Genomic DNA, 20,608 nt, shown 5'->3' on the forward strand with positions numbered 1-20,608 from the left:
AGGAAAGTATGTACAGGATACAAGACCAGTACAGTCTTCCGGGCGATCACTTCCGGTGTACATGGCTGGATCGATTCGTGGGACCTAGAGTGCCGGCATTCCTTCTTCAAAGCACAGGCCGCACCCATGCAACGCGAACCCCACCTCAGCAATGCCGCCCTCATGGCCCGCCGCAATGCGGCCGTGGCCCGCGGCGTTGGCCAGGCCCATGAGATCTTCGTCAGCCGCGCCGCCAACGCGGAAGTCTGGGACGTCGAGGGGCGACGCTACATCGACTTTGCCGGCGGCATCGCGGTGCTCAACACCGGCCACTGCCATCCGGAGATCAGCGCCGCCGTGAAGGCGCAGGTCGATCTTTATTCGCACACCTGCTTCCAGGTGCTGGCCTACGAGCCCTACGTGGAGCTGGCCGAGCGCCTGAACGCGCTGGCGCCGGGCAATTTCGCGAAGAAGTCGATCTTCCTGAGCACCGGCGCCGAGGCGGTCGAGAACGCGGTCAAGATCGCCCGCGCCCACACCCGTCGGCCCGGCGTCATTGCCTTCAACGGCGGCTACCACGGCCGCACCATGATGACGCTCGGCCTGACCGGCAAGGTGGCGCCCTACAAGCTCGGCTTCGGCCCGTTCCCGGGCGAGGTGTTCCATGCGCTGTACCCGAACGCGCTGCACGGCGTGAGCGTGGACGATGCACTGCATTCGGTCGAGCTGCTGTTCAAGAACGACATCGAGCCCGAGCGCGTGGCGGCCTTCATCCTGGAGCCGGTGCAGGGCGAGGGCGGCTTCTATGTGGCGCCCAACGACTTCGTCGAGGGCCTGCGCGCGCTGGCGGACCGCCACGGCATCCTGATCATCGCCGACGAGGTGCAGACCGGCGCCGGGCGTACCGGCACCTGGTTTGCGAGCGAGCAGTGGCCCGTGGCGCCGGACCTGATCACCACCGCCAAGTCGATGGCGGGCGGCTTCCCGATCTCCGGCGTGGTGGGCCGCGCCGAGGTGATGGATGCGCCCGCGCCTGGCGGCCTGGGCGGCACCTATGCGGGCAGTCCCATCGGCTGCGCCGCGGCGCTCGCGGTGCTCAAGGTGTTCGACGACGAGCAGTTGCTGGCGCGCAGCCGGGCGCTGGGCGAGCGGCTCACGGCCGGGTTGCGCCGCATCGCGGCCGGGGTGCCGGCCATCGGCGACGTGCGCGGGCTCGGCGCCATGGTGGCGATCGAGCTGTTCGAAGACGGCGACACCGCGCGGCCTGACGCCGGGCTGACCCGCCGGGTGGTCGCGGAGGCGGCGCGGCGCGGGTTAATCCTGCTGTCATGCGGCACCTATGGCAATGTAATTCGCGTGCTGGTGCCGCTCACGGCATCCGACTTGCTTGTGGACGAAGGCCTGGCGCTTCTCGCGGACAGCTTCGCCGCGCTGCGCTGACCGACCTTTTCCTGAAATCTTCCATGACAGCAGAACCCTTGGTGCGCTTCCAGCGTGTCCAGAAGACCTACGACGGCGAGCACCTGGTGGTGCGCCAGCTCGACCTGGACATCCACCGCGGCGAGTTCCTGAGCCTGCTCGGCCCTTCGGGTTCGGGCAAGACCACCACGCTGATGATGCTGGCGGGCTTCGAGTCGCCGACCTCGGGCGAGATCCTGCTCGACGGCAAGCCGATCACCGGCACGCCGCCGCACAAGCGGAACTTCGGCATGGTGTTCCAGAACTACGCGCTGTTTCCGCACCTGAGCGTGGGGCAGAACGTGGCCTATCCACTGACCGTGCGCAAGGTGCCCAAGGCCGAGCAGCAGCGCCGCGTGCAGCGCGCGCTCGACATGGTGCAGCTGCGCGGCATGACCGACCGCCTGCCCGGCCAGCTGTCGGGCGGCCAGCAGCAGCGCGTGGCGCTGGCGCGCGCGCTGGTGTTCGAGCCCCAGCTGGTGCTGATGGACGAGCCGCTCGGCGCGCTCGACAAGCAGCTGCGCGAGCACATGCAGCTCGAGCTCAAGGACCTGCACCGACAGCTGGGCGTGACCTTCGTCTACGTGACGCACGACCAGGGCGAGGCGCTCACCATGAGCGACCGCGTCGCGGTGTTCAACGAGGGCGTGATCCAGCAGCTGGACACGGTCGACGGGCTGTACGAAACGCCGTCCAACCGCTTCGTGGCCGGCTTCGTCGGCGACAGCACGGTGCTCAAGGGCCAGCTGGGCCGCGGCGGCGAGCGCGCCGAGATGACGCTGCCCGACGGCCGCGTGCTGCACGGGCTCAACGTCGGCGGTGCGGCCGCGGGCGCGGCTGTGGAGGCCTGCATCCGCCCCGAGCGCGTGGTGCTGCACCGCGGCCCGGCCGCACAGGGCGCCAACATGCTCGCCGCCCAGGTGTCGCGCGTCATCTACTTCGGCGACCACCTGCGGCTGCTGTGCAGCGTGGGCGACGGCCAGGCCGACGCCACCGTGAAGCTGCCGCTCGACGGCGCGGGCGGCACCGCCGCACCGCAGGCCGGCGAAGCGGTGGTGCTCGAATTCCCGATGGCGCATGCGCGCATCTATGCCCACTGAATCCGGCTCGTTGTTCCCCCGTTTCCTTTCATCACCCAGGAAGATTCCCATCATGAAAAAGACCCTTCTCGCCTGCATCGCCGCCGCCGGTTTCGCGCTGCCGGCCTTGGCCCAGCAGCAGCTCACCGTGGTCAACTTCGGCGGTGCCAACGCCAACGCCCAGAAGAAGGCCTACTACGAGCCCTACGAAAAGACCGGCACCAAGATCATCCCGGTCGAATACAACGGCGAGCAGGCCAAGATCAAGGCCATGGTCGAGACCAAGAAGGTCACCTGGGACGTGGTCGAGGTCGAGTCGCCCGACGCGGCGCGCGGCTGCGACGAAGGCCTGTTCGAGAAGCTCGACTATTCCAAGATCGGCAGCAAGGCCGACTTCCTGCCGGCCGCGGTCACCGACTGCGGCGTGGGCCTGTTCGTGTGGTCGACCGTGATGGCCTACAACGGCGAGAAGCTCAAGACCGCGCCCACCAGCTGGGCCGATTTCTGGGACGTGAAGAAGATCCCCGGCAAGCGCGGCATGCGCAAGGGCGCGCGCTACAACCTCGAATTCGCGCTCATGGCCGACGGCGTGAAGCCGGCCGATGTCTACAAGGTGCTGGCCACCAAGGACGGCGCCGAGCGCGCGTTCAAGAAGCTCACCGAACTCAAGCCCAACATCCAGTGGTGGGAAGCCGGCGCACAGCCGCCGCAGTTCCTGGTGGCCGGCGACGTGGTGCTGACCACCGTGTACAACGGCCGCATCGACGCGGCCAACCGCGAAGGCCGCGACCTCAAGATCTACTGGCCCGGCGGCATCTACGACCTCGACTACCTGGTGATCCCGAAGGGCGCGCCGAACAAGGAGGCCTCGCTCAAGTACATCCAGTTCGCGATGCAGCCGGCCAACCAGTCGGTCTATGCGCAGAACATCGCCTACGGCCCCACCAACACCAAGGCACTGGCCTCGCTCAGCCCCAAGGTGCTGGCCGACCTGCCGACCTCGGCCACCAACGCCAAGGACGCGCTGCAGTTCAACGTCGGCTTCTGGGCCGACCAGGGCGAGGCGCTCGAGAAGCGCTTCGCGTCCTGGGCCACGCAGTAAGCGCGCAAGGCAAGAGGCCATGCAAGCGGCAATGCCTGTCCCCCAGGCCTTCGCAGAGGCGCCGCCGGGCGAGCTCCGGCGTGCGCTGGCGCGCGCCGAGTCGCGCCGCAAGTGGCGCGCCTTTGCGCTCACGGCGCCGCTCCTGGTGTTTTTGCTGCTGACGCTGCTGGTGCCGATCGTGGCGCTGCTGCAGCGCGCGGTCGAGAACCCCGAGGTCGCCAACGCACTGCCGCGCACCGTGCGCGCGCTCGACGGCTGGAACCGCAAGGAGGCGCCCGCGCCCGCGGCCTATGCCGCCATCGCGGCCGACCTCGCCCAGCTGCCCGACAGCTCCGACGCGGGCGCCCTGGCGCGCCGCCTCAACACCGAGATCGCAGGCGCCCGCTCGCTGGTGATGGGCACCTTCCGGGCATTGCCGATCGCCGGTACGCCGGACGAGGTCAAGGCGCGCATGCTGGAGATCGATCCGCGCTGGGGCGAGCTGCCGTTCTGGCAGGCGATTGCCAAGAACGGTTCGCGCTGGACGCCCGACTACCTGCTCGCCTCGGTCGACCTGCGGCGCAACGTGGCCGGCGAGGTGGAGCGCATGCCCGCCGACCAGCGCGCCTTTGCCGGCATCCTGCTGCGCACCTTCAACATCAGCGCGGTGGTCACTTTCTTCTGCCTGCTGCTGGCCTATCCGCTGGCCTGGTGGCTGTCGACGCTGCCGGCGCGCAAGGCCAACGTGCTGATGATCCTGGTGCTGGTGCCGTTCTGGACCTCCATCCTGGTGCGCGTGGCGGCCTGGATCGTGCTGCTGCAGTCCGAGGGGCTGGTCAACCGCGGCCTGATGGGCATCGGCCTGATCGACCATCCGCTGGCGCTGCTGTTCAACCGCACCGGCGTGATCATCGCGATGGCGCACATCCTGCTGCCCTTCATGATCCTGCCGCTCTACAGCGTGATGAAGAGCGTGCCGCCCACCTACCTGCGCGCGGCCGTCTCGCTGGGCAGCTCGCCGCTGGCGGCCTTCTTCCGCGTGTACGTGCCGCAGACCTATCCGGGCATCGGCGCCGGCGCGCTGCTGGTGTTCATCCTGGCCATCGGCTACTACGTGACGCCGGCGCTGCTCGGCGGCGCGGACGACCAGATGCTGAGCTACTACATCGCGCGCTACACCAACGTGGAAATCAACTGGGGCATGGCCTGCGCGCTGGGCGCCGTGCTGCTCGCCGCCACGCTGGTGCTGTATGCCGTGTACCGCCGCATCGGCAAGGCCGAGCTGAGCCTCGGCTGAGCGGCACGAAGGACACACGAGCATGTTCAAGCTTCCCCAATTCCCGGCCTATGCCACCTTCGCCGACAAGCTCGGCTGGTGGGCGGTGCGCGCGGGCTGCATCGCGGTGCTGGCCTTTCTGCTGGCGCCGATCCTGGTGGTGATTCCGCTGTCGTTCTCCGACAGCTCGTTCCTGGCCTATCCGATCCGGGGCTGGTCGCTGCAGTGGTACCGCAACCTCTTCGATTCGCCCGAGTGGGGGCGCGCGGCACGCAACAGCTTCATCGTTGCGCCGGCCGCCACGGTGCTGGCCACCGTGCTGGGCACGCTGGCGGCGGTGGGGCTGTCGCGCACGAGCTTCGCCTTCAAGGGCCTGCTCATGAGCGTGCTGATCTCGCCCATGGTGGTGCCGATCGTGGTGGTGGGCGTCGCCACGTATCTCTACTTCGCGCCGCTCGGGCTGGCCGACACCTACATCGGGCTGATCGTGGTGCATGCGGCGCTGGGTGCGCCCTTTGTGCTGACCACCGTGCTGGCCACCCTGGCCGGCTTCAACCACAACCTGGTGCGCGCATCGCTGAGCCTGGGCGAGACACCGCTCAGGACCTTCATGCGCGTCACGCTGCCGGTGATTGCGCCGGGCGTGATCTCGGGCGCGCTGTTCGCCTTTGCCACCTCGTTCGACGAAGTGGTGGTCACCTTGTTCCTCGCGGGGCCCGATCAGGTGACCTTGCCGCGCCAGATGTTCACCGGCATCCGCGAGAACATCTCGCCCACCATCGCCGCCGTGGCAACGCTGCTGATCGTCTTCACCACCACGCTGCTGCTCGCGCTCGAATGGCTGCGCGGCCGGCGGCGCTGAACCCGCACACGCACGATGCCCAACGCCACACCGAACCAGCCGCTCGGCGGCAACACGATGCCGCGCTTCGCCGGTCCCGGCACGATGATGCGGCTGCCGTCCGCAACTTCGCCTGAGGGGCTGGACGCGGCCTTCATCGGCGTGCCGCTGGACATCGGCACCTCCAACCGGCCGGGCGCGCGCTTCGGGCCGCGCCAGATCCGCGCCGAATCGGCATTGCTGCGGCCCTACAACATGGCCACCGGCGCGGCGCCTTTCGACCAGCTGAACGTGGCCGACCTGGGCGACGTGCCGATCAACACCTATTCGCTCGAAAAATCGATCGACATCATCTCGGACTTCTACGGCGCGGTGCTGGCCGCCGGCTGCGCGCCGCTGACGCTCGGCGGCGACCACACCATCGCGTTGCCGATCCTGCGCGCATTGGCGCGCAAGCATGGCCCGGTCGCGCTGGTGCATGTGGATGCGCATGCGGACGTAAACGACGACATGTTCGGCGAGCGCATTGCCCACGGCACGCCGTTCCGGCGCGCGGTCGAGGAAGGCCTGCTGGCCTGCGACAAGGTCTGGCAGATCGGCCTGCGCGGCACCGGCTACGCGGCGGACGATTTCGACTGGCCGCGCCAGCAGGGCTTCACGGTGGTGCAGGCGCACGAGGTCTGGTACCAGTCGCTGGCGCCGCTGATGACGCAGGTGCGCGAGCGCATCGGGCCGGCGCATCCGGTCTACATCAGCTTCGACATCGACGGCATCGATCCTTCGTTTGCCGGCGGTACGGGCACGCCCGAGATCGGCGGACTCACCGTGCCGCAGGCGCTGGAGATCGTGCGCGGCTGCCGGGGCTTGAACGTCGTCGGGGCCGATCTGGTGGAGGTGAGTCCGCCCTACGACGTCAGCGGGAACACCGCGCTGCTCGGGGCCAATCTTCTGTATGAGATGTTGTGTGTGCTGCCTGGGGTGCCTTATCGGTGAGGGGCTTTGCGTGGACGCTGCTGTTTTCAGGGCGCGTGCAAAGGCCACCGGGTACTCCCCTCCGCGAATGTCCCCCGGGGCTGCGCCCCTCCTCCTTTATTTCGCTGCGGGGAGCACCCGATGCCCTTTGCACTGGGCACGCTGCTGGTGTACCGCTGATCAACCAGTGCTCTGTCCAACGCTCCCGCTGATGGGGTGCCTTGCGCAGCGAAATCAAGGAGGAGGCCGAAGGCCGGGGGACATTCGCGGAGCAAGGTACCCCGTCGGCGGGAGCGCGCCCTGAACAGCAGCAGCCTCACCAAACAAGACTCTTCAACCCAACAGATCGCAAAACAAAACCGAGACCATCGACCATGAAAACATCTCCTCTCGCATTGCTGAACGACCCCACCCTGCTCAAGACCGACGCGCTGATCGCCGGCGAATGGATTCAAGGCAAGAGCCGCTTCGATGTGAACGACCCTGCCACAGGACAGAAGCTGGTCGACGTGGCCAACCTCACGCGTGCGGACGCCGCACGCGCCATTGCCGCCGCCGACAAGGCGCTGGCCGCCTGGCGCGGCAAGACCGGCAAGGAGCGCAGCATCGTGCTGCGCAGGTGGTTCGACCTGCTCATCGCCAACACCGAAGACCTCGGCCGCCTGATGACCGCCGAGCAGGGCAAGCCCTTTGCCGAGGCCAAGGGCGAGGTCGTCTACGGCGCGAGCTTCGTCGAGTGGTTTGCCGAGGAAGCCAAGCGCGTGAACGGCGAGGTGCTGCCGCAGTTCGACAACAACCGCCGCCTGCTTGTGATGAAGCAGCCCATCGGCGTGTGCGCGGCGATCACGCCGTGGAATTTTCCGCTCGCCATGATCACGCGCAAGGTGGCGCCGGCGCTGGCCGCGGGCTGCACGGTGGTCATCAAGCCGGCCGAGCTCACGCCGCTCACCGCGCTGGCCGCCGCCGAACTGGCCATGCGCGCCGGCATTCCGGCGGGCGTTCTCAACGTGCTCACGGCCGACAGTGGCAACAGCATCGCGATCGGCAAGGAGCTGTGCGAGAGCGGCGTCGTGCGCCACCTGAGCTTCACGGGCTCCACCGAAGTGGGCCGCATCCTCATGAGCCAGTGCGCGCCGACGGTCAAGAAGCTGTCGCTCGAGCTGGGCGGCAACGCGCCCTTCCTGGTGTTCGACGATGCGGATGTGGATTCGGCGGTCGAGGGTGCCATGGCCAGCAAGTACCGCAACGCCGGCCAGACCTGCGTGTGCGCGAACCGGCTGTATGTGCAGGAAGGCATCTACGACGCCTTCGTCCAGAAGTTCGCGGCCAGGGTCAAGGCGCTCAAGGTCGGCAACGGCTTTGAAGATGGCGTGGTGCAGGGCCCGCTGATCGAGGACGCGGCCATCGACAAGGTGCAGCGCCATGTGGCCGACGCGGTTGCCAAGGGCGGCAAGGTGCTGGCGGGCGGCCACAGGATGCAGGGCCAGTTCTTCGAGCCCACCGTGATTGCCGACGCCACCGCCGACATGCTGTGCGCGCGCGAAGAAACCTTCGGGCCGTTCGCGCCGGTGTTCCGCTTCAAGACCGAGCAGGACGGCATCGATGCGGCGAACAACACCGAGTTCGGCCTCGCGAGCTACTTCTACACCCGCGACGTGGGCCGGATCTTCCGCGTGGCGGAAGCGCTGGAATACGGCATGGTGGGCATCAACGCCGGCGTGATCGCCACCGAGCATGTGCCCTTCGGCGGCGTGAAGCAGTCGGGCCTGGGACGCGAAGGCTCGCACCACGGCATGGACGACTACGTCGAGATCAAGTACCTCTGCCTGGGCGATATCCAGAAATAGGAAACCAGGCTGGGCGGGGGCAGCGCCCCGCCCTGCCCGCTACCGCGCCAGCACCGGCGCCAGGGCCACGCCGGTGTGCGTGCCGAGCCGCACCACCTCCTCCGGCGGCGCCGCGGCCACGATGCGCCCCCCGGCGTTGCCGCCCTCGGGACCCAGGTCGATGATCCAGTCGGCCTCGGCGATCAGGTCGAGGTCGTGCTCGATCACCACCACGCTGTGGCCGCCGTTCACCAGCCGGTGCAGCACGTGGATCAGCTTCTCGACGTCGGCCATGTGCAGGCCCACGGTCGGCTCGTCGAGCACGTAGAGCGTGTGCGGCGCCTTCTGGCCGCGGCGCGTGACGTCGTCGCGCACCTTGCTCAGTTCGGTCACCAGCTTGATGCGCTGCGCCTCGCCGCCCGAGAGCGTGGGCGAGGGCTGACCCAGCGTGAGGTAGCCCAGCCCCACGTCCTTCAGCAGCTGCAGCGGATGGCTGATGTTGGGCATGGCCGCGAAGAACTCGACCGCCTCGTCCACTTCCATCTGCAGCACCTCGCCGATGCTCTTGCCGCGCCAGCTCACGGCCAGCGTTTCGGGATTGAAGCGCGCGCCATGGCAGACCTCGCAGGGCACCTTCACGTCGGGCAGGAAGCTCATCTCGATGGTGCGCACGCCCGCGCCGTCGCAGCCGGGGCAGCGGCCTTCGCCGGTGTTGAAGCTGAAGCGTGCCGGGCCGTAGCCGCGCGCCTTGGCTTCGAGCGTGTCGGCGAACAGCTTGCGGATGGTGTCCCAGAAGCCGATGTAGGTGGCCGGGCAGCTGCGCGGTGTCTTGCCGATGGGGGTCTGGTCGACCTCGAGCACGCGGTCGATGCTCTCGTAGCCTTCGACGCGGTCGCAGCCGGACCAGGCCGGGCGCTTGCCCGCGGCGTCGGCGTCGCGGCCGGCCTTGGTCATGCGCTGGACCACGATGCCATGCACGCTGGCCAGCAGCACGTCGCGCGCGAGCGTGGACTTGCCCGAGCCGCTCACGCCGGTCACCACCACCAGGCGGTGCAGCGGCAGCGTGGCGGTCACGTCCTGCAGGTTGTGCAGATCGGCGCCGTGCACCGTGAGCCAGGCATTGGCACTCGCTCCCTCCCCTCCCGGGGGAGGGTTGGGGTGGGGGCTCGCGGCGTTTGCACGGCCAGCGGTCTTCTTCGAGGCCGTCGTGCCCCCTCCCCGGCCCTCCCCCGGAAGGGGAGGGAGAGGAACCAATCGCCGTTCGTGCAAGGGATGCTTGATCGCATCGCGCAGGTAGCGCCCGGTCTGCGAATCGCCCGCCTTCTGGATGTCGGCGACCGAGCCCTCGGCCACGAGGCGGCCGCCGCGCTTGCCGGCGCTCGGGCCGATGTCGATGATGTGGTCGGCGCGGCGGATGGTGTCTTCGTCGTGCTCCACCACCACCAGCGTGTTGCCCTTGTCGCCGAGCTTGTGCAGCGCGTCCAGCAGGATCTGGTTGTCGCGTGCATGCAGGCCGATGGTCGGCTCGTCGAGCACGTAGCACACGCCCTGCAGGTTGCTGCCGAGCTGCGCCGCGAGGCGGATGCGCTGCGCTTCGCCGCCGCTCAGCGTGGGCGCGCCGCGGTCGAGCGTGAGGTAGCCCAGGCCCACTTCCTCGAGGAATTCGAGACGGCTCCTGATCTCGGGCACCAGGTCGCGCGCGATCTCGGCTTCGCGGCCCGTGAGCGCCAGGCCTTCGAACCACTGCCGCACCTCGGTCACGCTCATGCGCGCGAGCTCGGTGATGCCGATGCCGCCCATGCCGTCGGCCGGCGAGGCGCCGAAGCCCACCGCGCGCGCCGTCGCATTGAGCCGCGTGCCTTCGCAGGTCGGGCAGGCGGTGTCGGCCAGGTCTTCGATCTCGGGCTCGGCGAAGGTCTGTTCGCGGCCCTTGTTGTCGTCGTCGCGGATCGAGTCGTCGAAGACCTTGCGCTGGTCCTTGCTGAGCTTGACGCCGGTGCCCACGCAGTCGGGGCACCAGCCGTGCTTGCTGTTGTAGCTGAACAGGCGCGGATCGAGTTCTGCGTAGCTGGTGCTGCAGACCGGACAGGCGCGCAGCGTGGAGAACACGTTGACGCGGCCGATGCCCGAGGCCGACACGCCGGCCATCATCGCGGCCTTGAGGCCGTCGAGCTGGCTCAGCACATGCACCACGCCCTTGCCGTGTTCGAGCGCCTTGGTGAGCGCCTCGCGCAGCTCGGTCTCCTTCGAGGGCAGCACGTCGAGGCTGGCCACCGGCAGCTCGATGCTGTGCTCCTTGAAGCGGTCGATGCGCGGAAAGCCGGTGGTCGGCAGGAACTCGCCGTCCACGCGCAGGTGCGTGAAGCCGCGCGGCCGCGCCCAGTCGGCGAGTTCGGTGTACACGCCCTTGCGGTTGCTCACCAGCGGCGCGAGCAGGCCGATGTGCTGGCCCTTGAAGTTGCGCATCAGCTGCGCCGCGATGCTGTCGGGCGTCTGCGGCTGCACCGCCGCGCCGTCGTGGATGCAGTGCTGGATGCCGAGCTTCACGTACAAAAGGCGCAAAAAGTGCCAGACCTCGGTGGTGGTGCCCACCGTGCTCTTGCGCCCGCCGCGCGAGAGGCGCTGCTCGATGGCCACCGTGGGCGGAATGCCGTAGACCGCATCCACTTCAGGCCGGCCCGCGGGCTGCACGATGCTGCGCGCATAGGCGTTGAGCGATTCGAGATAGCGCCGCTGCCCTTCGTTGAACAAAATGTCGAAGGCCAGCGTCGACTTGCCCGAGCCGCTCACGCCCGTCACCACGCTGAACTTGCCGCGCGGAATGTTCACGCTGAGGTTCTTGAGGTTGTGCTCGCGCGCGTTGACGATCTCGATCGCATGGCCGCCCGGCGCCGTCTTGGCATTGGCGATGTAGCGCCGCGCAGCGCGCTCGGCCACCTTGTAGGCCTCGGGGCCGATGGCCAGGTCGTAGTCGGCCAGCGCCGCGCCGGTGAGCGAGGCGCGGTTCTCGCGCAACTGCTCTGGCGTGCCCTCGGCCACCACCCGGCCGCCGCCCTCGCCGCCTTCGGGACCGAGGTCGATGCACCAGTCGCTCGCGCGGATCACGTCGAGGTTGTGCTCGATCACGATCAGCGAGTGGCCGGCGTCGAGCAGCTTGCGCAGTGCGCGCATCAGCCGCGCGATGTCGTCGAAGTGCAGGCCGGTGGTGGGCTCGTCGAACAGGAACAGCGTGCCTCGGCGCGCGACCGACTGCTTGCTGGCCGTTGCGCTCTTGGCCGCCTCGGCCAGGAAGCCCGCGAGCTTGAGGCGCTGGGCCTCGCCGCCGCTCAGCGTGGGCACCGGCTGGCCGAGCTTGACGTAGTCGAGCCCCACGTCGGAGATCGGCTGCAGCACGCGCAGCACGTCGCGGTCGGCCTCGAACACCGCCGCGGCTTCGGCCACGGTGAGGTCGAGCACGTCGGCCACGTTGTAGCTCCGGCCCTTGCGCTCGACCTTCACCTCGAGGATCTCGGGGCGGTAGCGCTTGCCGTCGCAGTCGGGGCAGCGCAGGTACACGTCCGAGAGGAACTGCATCTCGACGTGCTCGAAGCCCGAGCCGCCGCAGGTCGGGCAGCGGCCGTCGCCGGAGTTGAAGCTGAACTTGCTCGCGGTGTAGCCGCGCTGGCGCGAGAGCGCGGCGGTGGCGAAGATCTCGCGGATCGCGTCCCATGCGCCCACGTAGCTCGCGGGATTGGAGCGCGCGGTCTTGCCGATCGGCGACTGGTCGACGAAGACCACGTCGCCCAGGTGATCGGCGCCCAGCAGGCGGTCGTGCGCGCCCGGCGTTTCGGTGGCCTTGCCGAAGTGGCGCATGAGCGCGGGCGCCAGCACGTCCTGGATCAGCGTCGACTTGCCCGAGCCGCTGACGCCGGTCACGCAGACCAGCCGCGCGAGCGGAAACTCGACCGTGATGTTCTTGAGGTTGTGCTCGCGCACGCCTTCGAGGATGAGCCGGTGCGTGTTCTCGCTCACGAGCCGCTTGAAGCCCATGCCGATCTTCTTGCGCCCGCCCAGGTACTGGCCCGTGAGCGTGTCGGCATCGCGCAGCTGGTCGGTGCTGCCGTCGAACACGATCTGCCCGCCGCGGATGCCCGGGCCGGGGCCCATGTCGATCACGCGGTCGGCCGCGAGCATCACGGCCGGGTCGTGCTCGACCACCACCAGCGTGTTGCCGGCGTCGCGCAGGCGCAGCATGGCCTCGGTGATGCGGTTCATGTCGCGCGGATGCAGGCCGATGCTGGGCTCGTCGAGCACGAACAGCGTGTTGACCAGCGAGGTGCCGAGCGCGGTGGTGAGATTGATGCGCTGCACCTCGCCGCCCGACAGCGTGCGGCTTTGCCGGTCGAGCGTGAGGTAGCCGATGCCGACGTCGTGCAGGTAGCGCAGGCGGGTGGTGATTTCTTCATGGAGGAGCTTGAGCGCCTGGGCTTCGCCCTGTCTTGCTCCTTCCCCCGCCGGGGGAAGGCCGGGATGGGGGCTCTCGGCCTCCACCACCGCCGCAGCTTTTGCAGAGGCCGCGCGCCCCCACCCCTGCCCTCCCCCGGCGGGGGAGGGAGCCAAGCCCATGCGGTCGAAGAACCGCCGCAGCCGCTCGATCGGCAGCAGCATCAAATCATGCAGGCACAACCCCGGCAGCGCCTCGAGCTGCGCGCGCGTCCACTTCACGCCGGCCGGCATGAAGCGCTTGGCCGGCTCCAGCACCGCATCCGCATCTTCCTTGCTGCCGATGCGCCAGATCAGGCTGTCGAGCTTCAGGCGCGCGCCGCTGCAGGTGGGGCACGGCGTGTAGCTGCGGTACTTGGACAAGAGCACGCGGATGTGCATCTTGTAGGCCTTGCTCTCCAGGTACGCGAAGAAGCGGCGCACGCCATACCACTGCTTGTTCCAGTTGCCTTCCTTGTAGTTGGGCGTGCCCTCGATCACCCAGTGCTTCTGCTCGTCGGTGAGCTTGTTCCAGGGCGTGTCGCGCGGGATGCCGGCCGCCTCGGCGTGGCGCATGAGGTCGTCCTGCGCCTCCTTCCACGCGGGGGTCTGGATGGTCTTGATCGCGCCGGCGCGCAGGGTGAGCTTGTCGTTCGGGATCACGAGGCCCAGGTCGACGCCGATCACGCGGCCGAAGCCGCGGCAGGTGTCGCAGGCGCCGACGGCCGAGTTGAACGAGAACATCGACGGGATCGGGTCGGCGTAGCGGATGTCGCTTTCGGGGCAGTGCAGGCCGGTGGAGAACTTCCACACGTCCGTGGGTGCGTTCTCGTCGGCACCCGTGGCATGCACCGTGACCCGCCCGCTGCCGCGCTTGAGCGCCACCTCGATGGCCTCGACCACGCGCGCGCGCTCGGCGCTCGAGATGCGGAAGCGGTCGGCCACCACGTCGAGCATCTTGCGCGGGCCGGTGGGCGTGGCCACCTCGCGCTCGGACTGCACGCGCGTGAAGCCGCTGGCCGAGAGCCATTGCGTCACTTCATCGGCCGAGGTGCCGGCCGGCAGCTCGACCGGGAAGGTGACCACCAGCCGCGGATCGCCCGCCGCAGCCGCGCGCTCGGCGATCTGCGCATAGATGCTGTCGGGCGAGTCGTGGCGCACCGGCAGCGCGGTTTCGCGGTCGAACAGCTGGGCCGCACGCGCATAGAGCAGCTTCAGGTGGTCGTTGAGCTCGGTCATCGTGCCGACCGTGGAGCGCGAGGAGCGCACCGGGTTGGTCTGGTCGATGGCGATGGCGGGCGGCACGCCCTCCACCTTGTCGACGGCCGGCTTGTCCATGCGGTCCAGGAACTGGCGCGCGTAGGCGGAAAAGGTCTCCACGTAGCGCCGCTGGCCCTCGGCATAGAGGGTGTCGAACACGAGGCTCGATTTGCCCGAGCCGCTGGGCCCGGTGACCACGGTCATCTCGCCGGTGCGGATGTCGAGGTCGAGGTTCTGGAGGTTGTGCTGGCGCGCGCCGCGAATCCGGATGGAGCCCTGTGTCATGAATGCCTTGGGGGGTGGGGCAAACATTCTAGGGAGTGGCCGGTGACGTATTCGTGCACTCCGTCACATGGTCTGTGGCCGCGCAGGGGTTTGTACGGATTCCGCAAATAACACTTTATGTAACAAATAGCACCTTTGTTTACGTTCCAACACCGCCCTTGAAGTTATCCATGAACAAGCTGCACGTTCTTTGCGCGGCCCTGCTCGCCCTGGCCGCGACATCCGCGCCGGCCCAGGTCCTGATCGGCCAGACCGCGGGCATGACCGGCTCGGTGGCCGCCAGCGTGAACGAAACCATCGGCGGCGCCCAGCTGTTGATCGACGCCGCGAACGCCCAGGGCGGGGTGCACGGCGAGAAGATCGAGGTGCTGCGCATGGACGACGGCTTCGACGTCAAGCGCGCCGCCGAGAACTCCCGCGTGCTGCTCGAGGAGAAGAAGGTGGTGGCGCTCTTCATGAGCCGCGGAACGCCGCATTCGCAGGCCATCATCCCGTGGCTCGACAAGCACGACGTGGCGCTGATCGGCCCTTCGACCGGCGCCATGGTGCTGCACAAGCCGGTGCAAAAGCACGTGTTCAACGTGCGCGCCACCTACCAGCGCGAAGCCGAGAAGGCGATCCAGCACCTGCTCACCACCGGCATCGCGCGCATCGCCGTGGTGCACGTGACCGATTCCTTCGGGCAGGACGCGCTCGAGGGCGCCATGACCGGCTTCGCCAAGGCGCAGGCCAAGCCCGTCGTGACCGTGCCGGCCGACCGCGAGAAGCCCGACTACAAGGCCATCGTGCCGGCCATCCGGGACGCCAATGCGCAGGCGGTGCTGTGGATCGGCTCGGGCGTTGCCGTGGTCGAGGGCATCAAGGCGCTGCGCGCCTCCGGCTCGGCCGCGCAGGTGGTCACCCTGTCGAACAACGCCTCGTCGGGCTTCATCAAGCAGCTGGGCGATGCGAGCAGGGGCGTGATCGTGACCCAGGTGTTCCCGAACGAGCGCTCCATCAGCTACCCCATGGTCAAGGAAGCGCTGGCACTGGCGCGCGCCAAGGGCCAGGCCGAGCTGTCGCCGGCCGCGCTCGAGGGCTTTGCCTCGGCCAAGGTGCTGCTCGAGGCGCTGCGCCGCGCCGGGCCCAAGCCGACGCGGGTCAAGGTGCTGGCGGCGCTCGAGAGCCTGCGCGGCTACGACCTCGGCGGGCTCGAGATCAGCTACTCGCCGCAGGACCATTCGGGCATCGACTTCGCCGATCTCGCGATCATCAGCGACGGCCGCTTCAAGCGCTGAGCGCGGCGCCGGCGGCGGCCCGAGGGCACTGTCAACTATGGTTTGACAGGGTTTCCACGAGCGAGTGATTGTCACTTGCGGCAACACATTACACATCTTCTGACAGAAGCATCCGCTTCGCCCAAAGGCTGTTCGATGATGAAGATGTTGTCCACGTCCCGCGCTGCTGCGCTGCTCTTCGCCCTGTCCGCGCTCGGCGCGTCGGCGCAGATCGTGATCGGCCAGTCGGCCGACCTGTCGGGCCCGGTGGCCGCCAGCGTGAAGGAAACCATCATGGGCTCGCAGCTGGTCATCGACCAGGTCAATGCCCAGGGCGGCATCAACGGCGAGCAGGTCGAGGTGATCCGGCTGGACGACGGCCTGGACGCGAAGCGCTCGCTCGAGAACACGCGCATCCTGATCGAGGACAAGAAGGTGCTGGCGCTGCTGCTCAACCGCGGCACGCCCAACACCCTGGCCGTGATCCCGCTGCTCGACAAGTACGGCGTGGCGCTGGTGGGCCCTTCCACCGGCGCGATGGCGCTGCACAAGCCGCTGCAGAAGAACATCTTCAACGTGCGCTCGACCTACCAGCGCGAGGCTGAAAAAGCGGTGCAGCACCTGCACACCACGGGCATCCAGCGCATTGCCGTGGTGCAGGCCGACGACTCCTTCGGCAAGGACGCAATGGAAGGCGCGAGCAAGGGCTTCGAGAAGGCCGGGCTCGCACCGGCGGTGCTGGCGCTGGCCGACCGCAGCAAGCCCGACTATTCGGCGATCGTGCCGCAGCTGGTCAAGGCCAATGCGCAGGCGGTGCTGTGGATCGGCTCGGGCACCGCGGTGACCGAAGGCGTGAAGGCGCTGCGGGCCGCGGGTTCGGCGGCGCAGATCATCACGCTGTCGAACAATGCGGCTTCGGGCTTCATCAAGGAGCTGGGCTCGGCCAGCGCCGGCGTGATCGTCACGCAGGTGCTGCCCTACGAGCGCTCGTTCGGCCATCCGCTGATCAAGGAGGCGATGGCGCTCGCCAAGGCGAAGGGGCAGACCGAGCTGTCGCCCGCGCTGCTCGAAGGCTTCGTCGCCACCAAGGTGATGGTGGAGGCGCTGCGCCGCACGGGGCCCAAGCCCACGCGCGCCCGGCTGATTGCCACGCTCAACAGCTTCCAGTACGACCTGGGCGGCAACATCGACGTGAGCTATTCGCCGACGGACCACACGGGCATCGACTACGTCGACCTGTCGATCATCAGCGAAGGCCGCTTCAAGCGCTGATCGCCGCCGCGCGGCGGCTTGCCTACTTGGGTGCGGCGGCGGGCGCGGGCTCGTGCTGCGCCGCGTCCCCGCCATGCTTCTCGCCCGACATGTCGATCTTGTCGCCGGCTTTCGAGATCACGTACAGGGCAATGGCGGCAAAGACGACGAAGCCGACAACGAGTTTCCACATGGGTTCTGTCTCCTGGGGATGGAATGCGGGGGTTCAAGAAAAAGGCCTCATGCCGACGGCATGAAGCCCCTTTGTTGAACGGAGGGCCGGCTCCCGCCGCCCTCCTGCACTGCCGAACGTGCGTCAGTCGTTCGCGTAGATGTCGACGTTCTTGGTTTCGCGGATGAACAGCGTGCCCACCACCAGCGTGACGCCCGCGATGATGATCGGATACCACAGGCCGTTGTACATGTTGCCGGTCGAGGCCACGATGGCAAAGGCAGTGGTCGGCAGCAGGCCGCCGAACCAGCCGTTGCCGATGTGGTAGGGCAGGCTCATCGAGGTGTAGCGGATGCGGGTGGGGAACAGCTCCACCAGCATGGCGGCGATCGGGCCGTAGACCATGGTCACCAGCAGCACCAGCCAGAACAGCAGCGCGACCGTCAGCGGCTTGTTGATCTTGGCGGGGTCGGCCTTGGCCGGGTAGCCCGCGACCTTCAGGTCTTCGGCCACGCCCTTCTTGAAGGCGGCGATTTCCTTGGCGGAGGTCTCGTCGAACTTGAGGTTCACGACGTTGCCCACGGGCGCCTCGACCGACTTGTCGCCGATCTTCACGACCGCCTTCGAACCCGGCGCGCCGGCCACGTTCTCATAGCTCACCGAGTTCTGCACGAGGTAGCGCTTGGCGATGTCGCAGGAGCTCCTGAAGTCGATCTCGCGCGCCACCGGGTTGCCCTGGAACGAGCAGGTGGCGGGGTCGGCCGTGACGGTGACGCCGGCGGTGGCCTGCGCCTTGGCGAGGTCGGGGTTGGCGGCCTCGGTCAGCATCTTGAAGACCGGGAAGTAGGTGACCACGGCCAGCAGGCAGCCGGCCATGATGATCGGCTTGCGGCCGATCTTGTCCGACAGCGTGCCGAACACCACGAAGAACGGCGTGCCGATCAAAAGCGCGGCCGCGATCATCAGGTTGGCCGTGGTCGCGTCGACCTTGAGCTGCGCCGTCAGGAAGAAGAGCGCGTAGAACTGGCCCGAATACCAGACCACCGCCTGGCCCGCCGTGAGGCCGACCAGCGCCAGGATCACGATCTTGAGGTTCTTCCACTGGCCGAAGGACTCGGACAGCGGCGCCTTCGAGGTCTTGCCCTCGGCCTTCATCTTCTGGAAGGCCGGCGATTCGCTCAGCGACAGGCGGATCCACACCGAGACGCCCAGCAGCAGGATCGACACCAGGAACGGAATGCGCCAGCCCCAGTCGTTGAACACCGCTTCGCCGAGCCATTCGCGCACGCCCAGGATCACCAGCAGGCTCAGGAACAGCCCGAGCGTGGCGGTGGTCTGGATCCACGAGGTGTAGGCACCGCGCTTGCCGTGCGGCGAATGCTCGGCCACATAGGTGGCGGCGCCGCCGTACTCGCCGCCGAGCGCGAGGCCCTGCAGCATGCGCAGCGCGATCAGGATCACCGGCGCCGCGACGCCGATGGTCGCGTAGCTGGGCAACAGGCCGACGATGAAGGTCGACAGGCCCATGATCAGGATCGTGACCAGGAAGGTGTACTTGCGCCCGATCATGTCGCCGAGCCGGCCGAACACGATGGCGCCGAACGGCCGCACCAGGAAGCCCGCGGCAAACGCCAGCAGCGCGAAGATGAAGGCCGCGCCGGCATCGAGGCCGCTGAAGAACTGCTTCGCGATGATCGCGGCCAGCGAGCCGTAGAGGTAGAAGTCGTACCACTCGAACACCGTGCCAAGGGAGGAAGCGAAGATGACCTTCTTTTCCTCCGCGGACATGGGCCGGGGGGCCGGATGCGGCATCCCCCTCGAATCCAGTGTTGCTGCCATTTGCGTCGTCTCCTGTGTATGCGTTCGATCGGCCCCGGCATTCGGGACCGTGAAGCATTCTTGGAGGCGCGACTGACCCGAGCCTTTCGCGAAACTGAACCGGCGCTTACGGATTAAGGTGAAACCCGCGGGGTCCGTTTCAGCTTGTAAGAAATCGGCCTTCTGCTCAGCTTTTGCTGCTTCGCAGCAAGGACGGCCGCTGGTCGGCCGCGGCCCATTGCGGGCCGTCGAACCATGCGTCGCCGGCGAGGTAGGCGCGCAGCATCGCGAGGCCGTCGAAGCCCCAGAACAGGCGGCCGTCGACCCTGCAGGTCGGCGTGCCGAACACGCCCAGCTGCAGCGCTTCGTCGGTGTTGCGCTTGAGCAGCGCCTTGTTCTCGTCGCCGTTCATGTCGCGCTTCGGTTCCAGCTGCGCCGCCAGCGCAGCCAGGCGCGCGGCATCGCCGGCTTCCTCGCCGCCGCGCCACACGTTGCGCAGGATGGTCTCGGCCACCAGGCGGCTGATGCTGCCGTCGTCCGACGTCGACAGCGCGAGCCGCAGGTGCGGCAGCGGGTTGTACGGGTGCGAGGCCGGCATCTCGATCTGGATGCCGTTCGCATGGCCGAGCCAGAGCACATGGCGGTAGGTCCAGCTGCGCTTGGCGGGAATCTCGGCCGGGCCGAGCTGGCCGTGGTGCTTGAGGATGGCGCCGAGCAGCACCGGCTTGTAGGCCACGCTGCAGCTCAGGCCCTCGAGCGCCTGGGGCAGGTGCTCGAACGCAAGGTGCGCGTAGGGCGAGATGAAGTCGAGGTAGAAGTCGATGTGCTTCATGCGTGCTTGTCTCCTGAGGGTTCCGGAATGCGCCAGAGGCCGGCCCGCGCCCGCAGCTCGATCGCGCGCCACACGCCGCGCCGCGCCACGCCGTCCATCCGGCTCCAGCCCGCGATCTCGGGGAGGGTGCGCAGGCAGCCTTCGCAGAAGCCGCTCTGGCTGTCCATGCGGCAGACCGAGGTGCAGGGCGATGGCACATCGGGCGCATCGCCGGCGGCCGGGCGCTGCACGGCCTGGGCGCGTTCGGCCAGCGTCAGCGCGGCCTCGGCGTTCACACCACGTCCGCCACCGGCGCGCCGGTGAGCTTCTCGAGGTCTTGCGGGCGCAGCTGGAACACCGCATGCGGATGGCCCGCGGCAGCCCAGATCTCCTCGAAGCGGAACAGCTCGCGGTCGATCAGCACCACCGGCGGCGTGGCATGCGCCACCGGCGACACGCCGCCGATCGTGAAGCCGGTGCGCGCCTTCACGAACTCCGCATCGGCGCGGCCGGTCTTGCCGACCAGCGCATCGACTTTCTTCTCGTCGACGCGCTTGTCGCCCGAGGTGATGACCAGCACCGCCGCGTCGTCGCTCTTGCGCCGGAAGATGATGCTCTTGGCGATCTGCCCGACCAAAATGCCGAGCGCGTCGGCCGCCTGCTGGGCGGTGCGGCAGGCGTCGTCGAGCATGCGCGGCGAATGGGGGTGGCCCGCGTCCTGCAGCACACGGGAAACGCGCTGCACGCCCTCGGGCAGCGAATGAAGTTCAGCGCCGCACATC

General features: G+C 68.2%; 15 protein-coding genes. 9 read left to right on the forward strand and 6 right to left on the reverse strand.

Annotated features, from left to right (window positions below; translation table 11 throughout):
- Nucleotides 1-126 precede the first annotated feature (126 nt).
- From gabT to AC1DSC_RS25930, 7 genes are all read left to right on the forward strand, one after another.
- Nucleotides 127-1,419, forward strand: coding sequence for a 4-aminobutyrate--2-oxoglutarate transaminase (gene gabT / locus AC1DSC_RS25900; RefSeq protein ID WP_018906175.1), 1,293 nt, complete (start codon nucleotides 127-129; stop codon nucleotides 1,417-1,419).
- A gap of 23 nt (nucleotides 1,420-1,442) precedes the next feature.
- Nucleotides 1,443-2,537, forward strand: coding sequence for an ABC transporter ATP-binding protein (locus AC1DSC_RS25905; protein ID WP_436288064.1), 1,095 nt, complete (start codon nucleotides 1,443-1,445; stop codon nucleotides 2,535-2,537).
- 52 nt (nucleotides 2,538-2,589) lie between these two features.
- Nucleotides 2,590-3,618 carry an ABC transporter substrate-binding protein gene (locus tag AC1DSC_RS25910; RefSeq protein WP_015867458.1) on the forward strand — a complete coding sequence of 343 codons (1,029 nt, stop codon included), beginning with the start codon at nucleotides 2,590-2,592 and terminating at the stop codon, nucleotides 3,616-3,618.
- Between the two features lie 31 nt (nucleotides 3,619-3,649).
- The gene (locus tag AC1DSC_RS25915) at nucleotides 3,650-4,894 is read left to right on the forward strand and encodes an ABC transporter permease (protein WP_436288065.1); all 1,245 of its coding nucleotides are present in this window, start codon (nucleotides 3,650-3,652) and stop codon (nucleotides 4,892-4,894) included.
- A 22-nt stretch (nucleotides 4,895-4,916) separates the two neighbouring features.
- Nucleotides 4,917-5,735, forward strand: a complete 819-nt coding sequence (locus AC1DSC_RS25920) for an ABC transporter permease (RefSeq protein WP_436288066.1) — start codon at nucleotides 4,917-4,919, stop codon at nucleotides 5,733-5,735.
- A 15-nt stretch (nucleotides 5,736-5,750) separates the two neighbouring features.
- A complete protein-coding gene (gene speB / locus AC1DSC_RS25925) occupies nucleotides 5,751-6,707 on the forward strand; it encodes an agmatinase (RefSeq protein ID WP_436288067.1) in 957 nt (318 codons plus the stop codon).
- A 353-nt stretch (nucleotides 6,708-7,060) separates the two neighbouring features.
- Entirely contained in the window at nucleotides 7,061-8,533 is a 1,473-nt protein-coding gene (locus AC1DSC_RS25930) for an NAD-dependent succinate-semialdehyde dehydrogenase (RefSeq protein WP_436288068.1), read from the forward strand.
- A gap of 39 nt (nucleotides 8,534-8,572) precedes the next feature.
- Here the strand turns inward: AC1DSC_RS25930 and uvrA are convergent, their stop codons facing one another.
- On the reverse strand, nucleotides 8,573-14,518 hold the full coding sequence (uvrA, locus tag AC1DSC_RS25935) for an excinuclease ABC subunit UvrA (protein WP_436288069.1): 5,946 nt from the start codon (nucleotides 14,516-14,518) through the stop codon (nucleotides 8,573-8,575).
- Between the two features lie 170 nt (nucleotides 14,519-14,688).
- On the opposite strand from uvrA, the gene AC1DSC_RS25940 reads away from it, so the two are divergent.
- Together AC1DSC_RS25940 and AC1DSC_RS25945 are read left to right on the forward strand one after the other, a co-directional pair.
- Nucleotides 14,689-15,795 (forward strand): ABC transporter substrate-binding protein, encoded by a 1,107-nt coding sequence (locus AC1DSC_RS25940; protein ID WP_436288070.1) that lies wholly within the window; start codon nucleotides 14,689-14,691, stop codon nucleotides 15,793-15,795.
- A gap of 135 nt (nucleotides 15,796-15,930) precedes the next feature.
- Nucleotides 15,931-17,046 carry an ABC transporter substrate-binding protein gene (locus AC1DSC_RS25945; RefSeq protein WP_015867465.1) on the forward strand — a complete coding sequence of 372 codons (1,116 nt, stop codon included), beginning with the start codon at nucleotides 15,931-15,933 and terminating at the stop codon, nucleotides 17,044-17,046.
- Nucleotides 17,047-17,068: 22 nt separating this feature from the next.
- Here the strand turns inward: AC1DSC_RS25945 and AC1DSC_RS25950 are convergent, their stop codons facing one another.
- The 5 genes from AC1DSC_RS25950 to AC1DSC_RS25970 all read right to left on the reverse strand — a co-directional run bounded on the left by AC1DSC_RS25950 (nucleotide 17,069) and on the right by AC1DSC_RS25970 (nucleotide 20,607).
- A complete protein-coding gene (locus AC1DSC_RS25950; protein WP_015867466.1) occupies nucleotides 17,069-17,218 on the reverse strand; it encodes a hypothetical protein in 150 nt (49 codons plus the stop codon).
- 123 nt (nucleotides 17,219-17,341) lie between these two features.
- On the reverse strand, nucleotides 17,342-19,036 hold the full coding sequence (locus AC1DSC_RS25955; protein ID WP_015867467.1) for an MFS transporter: 1,695 nt from the start codon (nucleotides 19,034-19,036) through the stop codon (nucleotides 17,342-17,344).
- A 166-nt stretch (nucleotides 19,037-19,202) separates the two neighbouring features.
- The gene (locus AC1DSC_RS25960) at nucleotides 19,203-19,847 is read right to left on the reverse strand and encodes a 2-hydroxychromene-2-carboxylate isomerase (protein ID WP_062367341.1); all 645 of its coding nucleotides are present in this window, start codon (nucleotides 19,845-19,847) and stop codon (nucleotides 19,203-19,205) included.
- The gene (locus AC1DSC_RS25965; RefSeq protein ID WP_307595622.1) at nucleotides 19,844-20,122 is read right to left on the reverse strand and encodes a DUF1289 domain-containing protein; all 279 of its coding nucleotides are present in this window, start codon (nucleotides 20,120-20,122) and stop codon (nucleotides 19,844-19,846) included. Before AC1DSC_RS25965 ends, AC1DSC_RS25960 begins: the two co-directional genes overlap by 4 nt.
- Nucleotides 20,119-20,607 (reverse strand): YbaK/EbsC family protein, encoded by a 489-nt coding sequence (locus AC1DSC_RS25970; RefSeq protein WP_062367339.1) that lies wholly within the window; start codon nucleotides 20,605-20,607, stop codon nucleotides 20,119-20,121. The genes AC1DSC_RS25965 and AC1DSC_RS25970 overlap by 4 nt, the downstream gene beginning before the upstream one ends.
- Nucleotide 20,608: the final 1 nt, after the last annotated feature.

The sequence above is a fragment of the Variovorax sp. 01N425 genome (genome assembly GCF_056399465.1).

Coding starts and splice junctions, on each gene's coding strand:
- AC1DSC_RS25950 (WP_015867466.1), bottom strand. CDS start 17,218: ATGTGGAAACTCGTTGTCGGCTTCGTCGTCTTTGCCGCCATTGCCCTG.
- AC1DSC_RS25920 (WP_436288066.1), top strand. CDS start 4,917: ATGTTCAAGCTTCCCCAATTCCCGGCCTATGCCACCTTCGCCGACAAG.
- uvrA (WP_436288069.1), bottom strand. CDS start 14,518: ATGACACAGGGCTCCATCCGGATTCGCGGCGCGCGCCAGCACAACCTC.
- AC1DSC_RS25960 (WP_062367341.1), bottom strand. CDS start 19,847: ATGAAGCACATCGACTTCTACCTCGACTTCATCTCGCCCTACGCGCAC.
- gabT (WP_018906175.1), top strand. CDS start 127: ATGCAACGCGAACCCCACCTCAGCAATGCCGCCCTCATGGCCCGCCGC.
- AC1DSC_RS25945 (WP_015867465.1), top strand. CDS start 15,931: ATGATGAAGATGTTGTCCACGTCCCGCGCTGCTGCGCTGCTCTTCGCC.
- AC1DSC_RS25930 (WP_436288068.1), top strand. CDS start 7,061: ATGAAAACATCTCCTCTCGCATTGCTGAACGACCCCACCCTGCTCAAG.
- AC1DSC_RS25970 (WP_062367339.1), bottom strand. CDS start 20,607: ATGTGCGGCGCTGAACTTCATTCGCTGCCCGAGGGCGTGCAGCGCGTT.
- AC1DSC_RS25915 (WP_436288065.1), top strand. CDS start 3,650: ATGCCTGTCCCCCAGGCCTTCGCAGAGGCGCCGCCGGGCGAGCTCCGG.
- AC1DSC_RS25955 (WP_015867467.1), bottom strand. CDS start 19,036: ATGGCAGCAACACTGGATTCGAGGGGGATGCCGCATCCGGCCCCCCGG.
- AC1DSC_RS25910 (WP_015867458.1), top strand. CDS start 2,590: ATGAAAAAGACCCTTCTCGCCTGCATCGCCGCCGCCGGTTTCGCGCTG.
- AC1DSC_RS25940 (WP_436288070.1), top strand. CDS start 14,689: ATGAACAAGCTGCACGTTCTTTGCGCGGCCCTGCTCGCCCTGGCCGCG.
- AC1DSC_RS25905 (WP_436288064.1), top strand. CDS start 1,443: ATGACAGCAGAACCCTTGGTGCGCTTCCAGCGTGTCCAGAAGACCTAC.
- speB (WP_436288067.1), top strand. CDS start 5,751: ATGCCCAACGCCACACCGAACCAGCCGCTCGGCGGCAACACGATGCCG.